The following is a 2,647-nucleotide window of genomic DNA, read 5'->3' as shown; positions in this document are numbered from 1 at the left end:
TGACCCCCTCCCCCCTGGCCCGGGCCGCCGACGCGGTCGCCCCGGCCTCCGACCGGCCGGCCGACGCGCCCTTCGCGCACGGTGTGGCCTCCGGCGACCCGCTGCCCGACGGCGTGCTGCTGTGGACGCGGGTCACCCCGGTCCCGGAGGCCGTGCCCGGTTCCGGGCTCGGGCCGGCCGTGTCGGTCCGCTGGGAGGTGGCCGAGGACGCCGATTTCCGCTCCGTGGTCGCCGAGGGCGCGGTGACCGCCACGGCCGCGACCGACCACACCGTCAAGGTGGACGTGCGCGGCCTGCGGCCGGCCCGCGACCACCACTACCGCTTCACCCTCGGGGGCGCCCGATCCCCGGTCGGTCGCACCCGCACCGCGCCGGCGGCCGACGCGAGCCCGGACCGGCTGCGGCTGGGGGTCGTCTCCTGCTCCAACTACGAGGCCGGCCACTTCTCCGCCTACCGCCACCTCGCCGCCCGCGGCGACCTGGACGCGGTGCTGCACCTGGGCGACTACCTCTACGAGTACGGCACCGGCGAGTACCCCTCCCGGCCGACCCGGACCCACCTGCCGACGCACGAGATCCTGACCCTGGCCGACTACCGGCAGCGGCACGCCCACTACCGCTCGGACCCGGACCTGCGGGCGGTCACCGCCGCTCACCCCCTCATCGCCATCTGGGACGACCACGAGGTCGCCAACGACTGGTGGACCGGCGGGGCGGAGAACCACACGCCGGGCGAGGAGGGCGACTGGCACGAGCGTCTGACCGCCGGGAAGCGCGCCTACTTCGAGTGGATGCCGGTGCGCCCCTCCACCGAGGGCACCGTCTTCCGGCGGTTGCGCTTCGGTGGCCTGGCCGACCTGCACCTGCTGGACCTGCGTTCCTTCCGCGACCGGCAGGTGACCCCGGGCAGCGGTGCGGTGGACTCCGCCGAGCGCACCATCACCGGTCGGGCGCAGTTGGACTGGCTGCTGAGCGGCATCTCCTCCTCCCCCGCCCGCCGGCAGCTGATCGCCACCTCGGTGATGATCTCCCCGGTGGCCTTCGGCTCCGTGCCGGCCCACCTGCTGGGACCGATCGGTCAGTGCCTGGGCGTACCGTCCGGAGGACTGGCGATCAACACCGACCAGTGGGACGGCTACACCGCCGACCGACAGCGGCTGCTGTCCCACCTGCGGGCGGAGGGGATCCGGGACGCGGTCTTCCTGACCGGCGACATCCACATGCACTGGGCCAACGAGGTCCCGGTGAACGCCGCCACGTACCCGCTGAGCCCGTCGGTGGGCACCGAGTTCGTCGTGACCTCGGTGACCTCGGACAACCTCGACGACATCCTGGGCGTTCCCCCGCAGACGGTGTCGCTGATCGCCGAAGCCGCCATCCGGGCCGCCAACCGGCACGTGAAGTGGGTGGACCTCGATTCGCACGGCTACGGCGTGCTGGAGGTGCGGGCGGACGGGACGCGGATGGACTACTACGCGGTGACCGACCGCACCGACCCGGCGGCGGGCAGCCGGCACCTGCGCTCCTACCGCGCCGCCGCCGGCACGGGCCGACTGGAGAGGGTGGCCAACCCCGTAGGCTGAGCCCATGGTTGGGGGAAACCGTGGGGGAAGCACGGCGGGGGACCACGAGCACGTCACCGGCCCCCGACGGTCGTTTCCTGTTGCTCGAGCGGCTGGGCACCGGTGGCATGGGCACGGTCTGGCGTGCCCGGGACACGATGCTGGAGCGCGAGGTCGCGGTCAAGGAGGTGCGCCCGCCGGAGGGCGCCCTCGACGCGGCCGGCGCCGCTCGGCTGCGCGGGCGGGTGTTGCGCGAGGCCAGGGCCCTGGCCCGGATCACCCATCCGAACGTGGTGACGGTGCACCACGTCATCGACGCCGACCCCTTCCCGTGGATCGTCATGGAGCTGCTGCCCGGTCGCACCCTGCGCGAGCGGATCGCCGAGGGACCGGTACCGGTCGGGGAGGCCGTCCGCCACGGTTCGGAGGTGCTCGGGGCGCTGCGCGCCGCACACGCCGCGGGGGTCCTGCACCGGGACGTCAAACCCGCCAACGTGCTCCTGCGCCCGGATGGTTCGGCGGTGCTCACCGACTTCGGCATCGCCGCCGTCCACGACGGGCCGGCGCTGACCGTGGAGGGACAGATCATCGGCTCGCCGGAGTACATGGCGCCGGAGCGGGTGCTCGGCGGTGCCGACCTACCGGCCGGGGACCTGTGGTCACTGGGAACGCTGCTGTACGAGCTGGTGGAGAACCGTTCGCCGATGCGGCGCGGCACGGTGATGGCGACGCTGGTGGCGGTGGTGGAGGACCCCGTCCCGCCGGCGCGCGGGGCGGGAGCGCTGGAGCCGGTGCTGGCCGCCCTGCTGGTGAAGGACCCCGCCGCCCGCCCGGACGCCGCCCGGGTCGAGGAACTGCTGCGGCGGGCGGGTGCCGGGGAACGGAACGGGTACCCCGCGACTCCGATGGCGACGGCCCCCGGCTCCCCGGATGTGCCGCCCGCCGTTCCGGCGGCGCCGGGGCGGTGGCGAACGGCCCGGGCGACGGCGGTCGCCGCGGCGGCGGTGCTGCTGATCGCGGGGGGCACGGCCCTGCTCCCCGGCCCGTGGAGGGGCGGGGAGGGCTCCCCCGCCCCGGATGGGGGT

General features: G+C 75.0%; 2 protein-coding genes. Both read left to right on the top strand.

The window, feature by feature from the left end; all coding sequences use genetic code 11:
• Window positions 1-14 precede the first annotated feature (14 nt).
• On the top strand, window positions 15-1,583 hold the full coding sequence (locus FNQ90_RS19075) for an alkaline phosphatase D family protein (RefSeq protein ID WP_182607487.1): 1,569 nt from the start codon (window positions 15-17) through the stop codon (window positions 1,581-1,583).
• Window positions 1,584-1,603: 20 nt separating this feature from the next.
• Window positions 1,604-2,647: serine/threonine-protein kinase (locus tag FNQ90_RS19070; protein WP_323380072.1), on the top strand; the 1,044-nt coding region annotated here is incomplete at its 3' end.

Origin of the sequence: Streptomyces alkaliphilus, from assembly GCF_014141535.1 — a bacterium.
GTDB lineage: Bacteria > Actinomycetota > Actinomycetes > Streptomycetales > Streptomycetaceae > Streptomyces > Streptomyces alkaliphilus.
This window is presented reverse-complemented; position numbering and strand designations above follow the sequence as displayed.